At 34.2% G+C, this 6,285-nt stretch carries 8 protein-coding genes; 5 read left to right on the top strand and 3 right to left on the bottom strand.

Translation table 11 applies throughout. From position 1 onward, the window contains the following. The first annotated feature begins 186 nt into the window (after window positions 1-186). The 3 genes from eno to hrcA all read left to right on the top strand — a co-directional run bounded on the left by eno (window position 187) and on the right by hrcA (window position 3,886). Entirely contained in the window at window positions 187-1,476 is a 1,290-nt protein-coding gene (gene eno / locus IGQ45_13300; protein MBF2058153.1) for a phosphopyruvate hydratase, read from the top strand. 72 nt (window positions 1,477-1,548) lie between these two features. After that, complete coding sequence (locus IGQ45_13305) at window positions 1,549-2,562, top strand: folate-binding protein YgfZ (protein MBF2058154.1); 1,014 nt, start codon at window positions 1,549-1,551, stop codon at window positions 2,560-2,562. A gap of 232 nt (window positions 2,563-2,794) precedes the next feature. Continuing rightward, the gene (gene hrcA, locus IGQ45_13310; GenBank protein MBF2058155.1) at window positions 2,795-3,886 is read left to right on the top strand and encodes a heat-inducible transcriptional repressor HrcA; all 1,092 of its coding nucleotides are present in this window, start codon (window positions 2,795-2,797) and stop codon (window positions 3,884-3,886) included. A 212-nt stretch (window positions 3,887-4,098) separates the two neighbouring features. Here hrcA and IGQ45_13315 read toward each other — a convergent pair whose 3' ends face one another. From IGQ45_13315 to IGQ45_13325, 3 genes are all read right to left on the bottom strand, one after another. Beyond that, window positions 4,099-4,452, bottom strand: coding sequence for a type II toxin-antitoxin system RelE/ParE family toxin (locus IGQ45_13315; GenBank protein ID MBF2058156.1), 354 nt, complete (start codon window positions 4,450-4,452; stop codon window positions 4,099-4,101). Continuing rightward, window positions 4,442-4,687 carry a hypothetical protein gene (locus IGQ45_13320; protein ID MBF2058157.1) on the bottom strand — a complete coding sequence of 82 codons (246 nt, stop codon included), beginning with the start codon at window positions 4,685-4,687 and terminating at the stop codon, window positions 4,442-4,444. Before IGQ45_13320 ends, IGQ45_13315 begins: the two co-directional genes overlap by 11 nt. Window positions 4,688-4,770: 83 nt before the next feature. Continuing rightward, window positions 4,771-5,346, bottom strand: a complete 576-nt coding sequence (locus tag IGQ45_13325; protein MBF2058158.1) for a Uma2 family endonuclease — start codon at window positions 5,344-5,346, stop codon at window positions 4,771-4,773. Between the two features lie 229 nt (window positions 5,347-5,575). Here IGQ45_13325 and IGQ45_13330 point away from each other — a divergent pair, with 229 nt between their 5' ends. Together IGQ45_13330 and IGQ45_13335 are read left to right on the top strand one after the other, a co-directional pair. Continuing rightward, complete coding sequence (locus IGQ45_13330; GenBank protein MBF2058159.1) at window positions 5,576-5,914, top strand: type II toxin-antitoxin system RelE/ParE family toxin; 339 nt, start codon at window positions 5,576-5,578, stop codon at window positions 5,912-5,914. A gap of 3 nt (window positions 5,915-5,917) precedes the next feature. Beyond that, window positions 5,918-6,211, top strand: a complete 294-nt coding sequence (locus IGQ45_13335; GenBank protein MBF2058160.1) for a transcriptional regulator — start codon at window positions 5,918-5,920, stop codon at window positions 6,209-6,211. Window positions 6,212-6,285: the final 74 nt, after the last annotated feature.

Here is a 6,285-nt window from a genome sequence, read left to right on the forward strand (position 1 = left end):
CGGGGAGACAGGGAGACGGGGAGACGGGGAGACAGGGAGACGGGGAGACGGGGAGACAGGGAAGCAGAGGAAGCAGGAGAGGATTATAATTCATAACTCATAATTCATAATTCATAATTCATAAATGAGACTATGATAAAGGTAATTTTTATTGAATAATAGACTAGGTCAAACTAGGGTAAAGAAATGTTAGAACAAGATTCATTGTTTATTGAAGAAATTGAAGCCAGAGAGATTTTAGATTCCCGTGGGCGCCCGACTGTGGAAGCGGAAGTGCGCCTAGAAAGTGGTGTTGTGGGTATCGCTCAAGTGCCAAGTGGTGCTTCTACGGGTAGTTTTGAAGCGCACGAGTTGCGCGATAATGATCCCAAGCGCTACGATGGCAAAGGGGTTTTAACCGCAGTGCGCAACATTAGGGAAAAAATTACCCCTGAATTGTTAGATATTGACGCTTTCGATCAAGTTGCCATCGATGTGGCAATGATTGCACTAGATGGTTCACCTAATAAGAAAAATTTGGGAGCTAATGCTATCCTAGCGGTATCTTTAGCCACTGCCAAAGCTGTTGCTTTAGATTTACAAGTACCTTTGTATCGTTACTTGGGTGGTCCTTTAGCCAATGTGCTACCTGTGCCGATGATGAATGTGCTTAATGGTGGCTCTCATGCAGATAATAACGTGGATTTTCAGGAATTTATGATTATGCCGGTGGGCGCTGAGTCTTTTTCTGAGTCTTTGCGCTGGGGTGCGGAAATTTTTGCTTGTTTAAGCAAAGTTTTAAAAGAGAAGGGTTTGTTATCTGGTGTGGGTGATGAGGGTGGTTACGCGCCCAATTTAGGTTCAAATCAAGAGGCTTTAGATTTGTTGATTCAAGCCATCGAAATTGCTGGATACAAACCGGGTGAGGAAGTGGCTTTAGCGATGGATGTGGCTGCCAGTGAGTTTTATAAGGATGGGCAATATGTTTATGATAGTAGCGCCCACAGCCCTAGCGAATTTATTGCTTATCTGGAAGATTTAGTTGGTAAATATCCCATTATTTCCATTGAAGATGCTTTACATGAAGATGATTGGGATAATTGGCAGGTGTTAACGGATAAATTAGGCTCAAAAATTCAGTTAGTGGGAGATGATTTATTTGTCACTAATGCCACTCGTTTACAAAAGGGTATTGATTTGGGCGTGGGTAATTCGATTTTGATCAAACTTAATCAAATTGGTACTTTAACGGAAACTTTACGCACTATTGAATTGGCTAACCGTAAGGGTTATCGCTCGGTAATTAGTCATCGTTCTGGTGAAACTGAAGATACTACAATCGCTGATTTGGCGGTGGCGACGCGCGCTGGGCAAATTAAAACTGGTTCTCTTTGTCGTAGTGAAAGGGTGGCTAAGTATAATCGCTTATTACGCATTGAACATCAACTGGGAGGGAGGGCGCTTTTTGCTCCTCAAGTGGGTTTAGGCCCTTGTTAATTAGTTGACTTCCCCTTAAATTATTACCAGTACGCAAAATGGTAGTTAAAAATAAGTAATAAATATTAGACAATGGTGGGCAATGCCCACCCTAAACAATTCAGACAAAGGAAAATGATTTTATCAGCAATAAAAGCAAGAAAAATGACAGGTTTATATCAGCGCCCTTCCACTAGTTTGATTAGGGTGACGGGCGCTGATCGTCTATCTTTTATTCATAATCAAACTACGAATAAAATAAAATCTTTGAAAAGTGGGGAAGGTTGTGAAACAGTTTTTGTAAATTCAACAGGAAGAACTATCGATTTAGTCACAGTTTATGTAAAAGAGGATGAAATTTTATTATTAACATCTCCTGAAAAAACACAGTTTTTAATGGAGTTAATGGATCGTTATATTTTTCCTTTTGACAAAGTACAAATAGCTGATATTTCTGCTCAATACACAGTTTTATATCTCATCGGGAATGAAAGTAAATCTATCTTATTACCATTACTTAATGAAAAGTTTTTAAGTAAACATGATCACTGTCATAGCTTAGTTAAAATGGACGAAATAGAGCTAACTTTAGCCATGGGAGACGGTTTAAAATTAGGTGGTTATACTTTAATTATTCCCCAAGAAATAACTAATTTTATCAAAGAAAAATTAGTATTAGATACTGTAAAAGTTTTAACAGAAACAGAATACGAAAATCTCAGAATTTTACAAGGAAAACCAAAAGTAAATAAAGAATTAACAGAAGACTATAACCCCCTTGAAGTAGGTTTATGGCAGACAATTTCTTTTGATAAAGGTTGTTATATAGGACAAGAAACCATTACCAGACTAAATACTTATAAAGGAGTAAAACAAAGATTATGGGGCATAGAATTTAATGAGTCTATAAATTTTGAGAATAAACAAATTATGAGTATTAATGATGAAAAAATTGGCAAAATAACCAGTTATTTAGAAACAGAAAAAGGTAGTTTTGCTTTAGGTTACATACGCACGAAAGCAGGAGGAGAAGGATTAGAAATAAAAGTAAATGAAATAATAGGAAAAATAGTTGATTTAGCCTATATTTCCCACCCAGTAAATTAGTTAAAAGTCAAAACGACAAGGAGCAAAGGTAAATTTAAAGATAGCTTGGAGTACCATGTTTCTTTGCTTACGTCTTAAAAGACAGAGTTTTAACGTGCACCTTAAACTAGCCGTCCGGAATAGAGTATGTAGCTCTATTGTTTGGTAAACCATTAGAAAAAATAAAAGTCAAGCTATACTAAGAATCAGAATAATAAAAATTTTATAAAATTTCCCTTAAATAAAAATTAAGATGACAGTTCAAAACAAACTCAATGAACGCCATCAAAAAATACTTCAGGCAACCGTTAAACATTATATAGCCACGGCTGAACCAGTAGGGTCAAAGACCTTAATTGAAGAATACGACTTTAGCGTCAGTTCCGCCACCGTGCGAAACGTCATGGGTAAATTAGAAAAAGCTGGTCTTCTTTATCAACCATACACATCTGCCGGGCGTATACCCTCTGATTCTGGTTATCGTATTTATGTTGATCGTTTATTAACCCGAAATACCCAGCGCACTTCAACCCTACAACAAACTCTCAAAGTACATCTTAAATCCTTACGAGGTCATTACGAAACACTCTTAAAAAAAATTACTCAAATTCTCTCAGATTTAAGTGGTTGCGTTGCCTTTGTCACCATTCCTCCCACCATGGGCAATATTCTTTACCATTTGCAATTACTGAGAATTTCAGAAGGAAAAATTATGTTAGTAATGGTTATTGACAACTATCAAACCGAGTCAATATTATTAGATTTTGATGATTTTCGGTTAACAGAAAATGAACTTTTATTAGATACCATAGACAGAGAATTACAGATATTATCTAACTTTTTAAATCACAAGCTAAAAGGGCATTCTCTCCTTAACTTAGTTGAGCTAAATTGGAGCGAACTAAATGATAATTTTCAACAGTATGCCCATTTTATCAACAGCCTATTAACAAAAATTAGAAAAAACTATCGCCTGGCTCATCAACCACCCATAATGGTTCAAGGTATTGCCAAAATGATCCGACAACCAGAATTTTCACAAATTGAACAACTACAAATTTTATTACAACTATTAGAAGAAGAACAAGAAAAATTGTTACCGTTAGTGCTTGATATAGAGTCACCATCAGAAACCAAAGTTAAAATTACCATCGGTTCAGAAAATCCCTTGCAATCAATGCAATACTGCAGTTTAATTTCTGCTAATTATCATCAAAAAAATTACGCTATTGGTAGCGTGGGCATTATTGGACCTACTCGAATTGCTTACGAAGATGCCATTACCCTTGTAGAGTCAACGGCTAATTATATCTCCGATTGCTTAGAAAAATCAGCCAATCATTAGACATTATCAATGAAAAGAGTCTTAGTTGAATTTATTGAATGGAATACGTTAAAGGGGTGAAGGGCATCCCATAAACTTGTGATGACAATTGAGTAATAAGGCAAAATAAATTCTTGTTACTTAATTTTATTTAATGAACAATTTATTATCAGATTTTGAATCATATTTTCATTAATCTAATTAATCAACCCATCTTTGGTAGAAAAAAATAACTAATTTTCGTTAAATTCATCTAAAATAGCATTGATCTGATTAATGCTAATATCTTCCTGCTGAGATTTACTATAAATTGTTAATAATAAAATACTTGTTTCCGATTCCCAGAAATAAATTAACCTATATCCGCCACTTTTTCCCTTTTGAATATTACTATTTTTAACCCTTACTTTATAAACATAAATATCTGGACTAAATCCAGAAATCCTATCGCCCAATATATTTCCTTTTTGTAATTGTTCAATAATGGGTTTTATATCTGCCTTAATATTATGATATTTTTTAGATAACTTATATAAATTATTCTCAAATTCGTTAGCAAATCTCATGGAAAATGTATTATTCGCCATCAATTCTCTCCCATAATTCAGAAATAGGTCTAGTTTTTCCTTCTTTTCTTTCTTGTAAAGCTCGTCTTAAACTAGCCTGAATTTCTGCCACTGGGGTATCATCAGGATCAGACTCATTGTCATCAGACACCAAAAGAATAACCTTAACTCGACTAGGAGTGATTATATCTAAATGATCGTCTAATAAAAGTTCTTTGTCACTATTTAGGGTTGCCATTACTTCAAATGCTTTCATCAACTTAACGCCACTTCGTTTTAAAACTACCTTATCATAATCAATAATTAAGTTATATGGTGGAGGGCGCCCTCCACCTCAACCTACCAAATTAAACTTAAATCTAAAATAAATTCTGGTAAGACTTCTTCCCCTGAGATAGTTTTTGGGTTGTTTAAAACTTCTTTTTCCTGCCCTTGTCGATAAATTTCTACCTCTTTTTGATCAGGATTAATTAACCATCCTAACTTAACTCCATTGTCCATATATTCTGCCATTTTTTCTCGAAGTGTTTTTAATGAGTCAGTTTTAGACATTAACTCTAAAATAAAATCAGGAGCAATAGGTGGAAATTTAATCTTTTCTTCCTGTGTTAAATTATCCCATCTTTCTTTTTGAATATAAGCTACATCAGGTGAGCGACTACCTCCCTTCGGTAGTTTAAAACAGGTAGAAGAATCAAAAATATATCCTAATTTTTTTTGACGATTCCAGATGCCAAACTCAACATTTAATTCAGAATTAAATCTTCCTGTTTCTCCTCCCGTCGGTGACATAATAATCAATTCTCCCTTTTCATTTTGTTCTAATTTTAATTCAGGATTATGCCGACAAAGTTGATAAAACTTTTCATCATCAATTTTAGAAATTACATCGAAATTAATAGTATAAGCCGTCATTATTTTCTTTATAATCAAATCATTCTCATTTTAACATATACACCAAAAAGTGCCCTTCACCCTATCCAGAGCCCTTCACCCCATCCAGCACCCTCCACCCCATTCCACCCCACATCAAAAACCCAGAGCCCTCCACCTTATCATCAAAATATCCTATAATATTTCTATGTTTATCATCTTATCAGATGAGGGAATTTGAGAGGGTTATTCAATACCCTAAACTTCAACAATGAATAATCAAATATATGAAATAAAAAAGTATGTAACAGATGATGGAAAATGCCCTTTTGATGAGTGGTTTAATCAGTTAGATCAAAATTTACAAATAAGAATTGATGCTCGTTTGACTAGAGTAAATTTAGGAAATTTTGGAGATCATAAAAGTGTTGATGAGGGCATTTGTGAATTGCGATTTCATTTTGGGGCAGGTTATCGTATATATTATGGTTTAGATGGTAAAAATATCGTTATTCTTTTAATCGGCGGAAGTAAGAAAAGACAAAATAGCGATATTAAAAAAGCTCTAAATTTTTGGCAAAAATATAAACAAGAAAAAGGAGATAATTAAATTATGCCGACCTTAGATTATCAAACAGATTTATTAAAAAGATTGAGTAACAGTGAATATGCTTGTCAATATCTCAAAGTAGTTTTAGATGAAACTTTAAATGATGGAGATATTGAGCCGTTTTTATCAGCACTGAAAAATGTTATTAAAGCCCGAAAAATAACTCAAATTAATCATTCTAGCGAGAGAAATGTAGATTCTTTAATGAGTCAGGAAATTAATCTTAATAATTTATATTTAATTCTTAATCAAGTAGGTTTGACAATTAATTTTCAACCCATTGAACTAGAAAATTAGTTTGATAGACACCAAAATGGGCGTTGCATCATTGCGGGATGATATGCAATTTTCTGATAGGTTGAAACAACTGT

Origin of the sequence: Cyanobacterium sp. T60_A2020_053, assembly GCA_015272165.1 — a bacterium.
Taxonomy (GTDB): domain Bacteria; phylum Cyanobacteriota; class Cyanobacteriia; order Cyanobacteriales; family Cyanobacteriaceae; genus Cyanobacterium.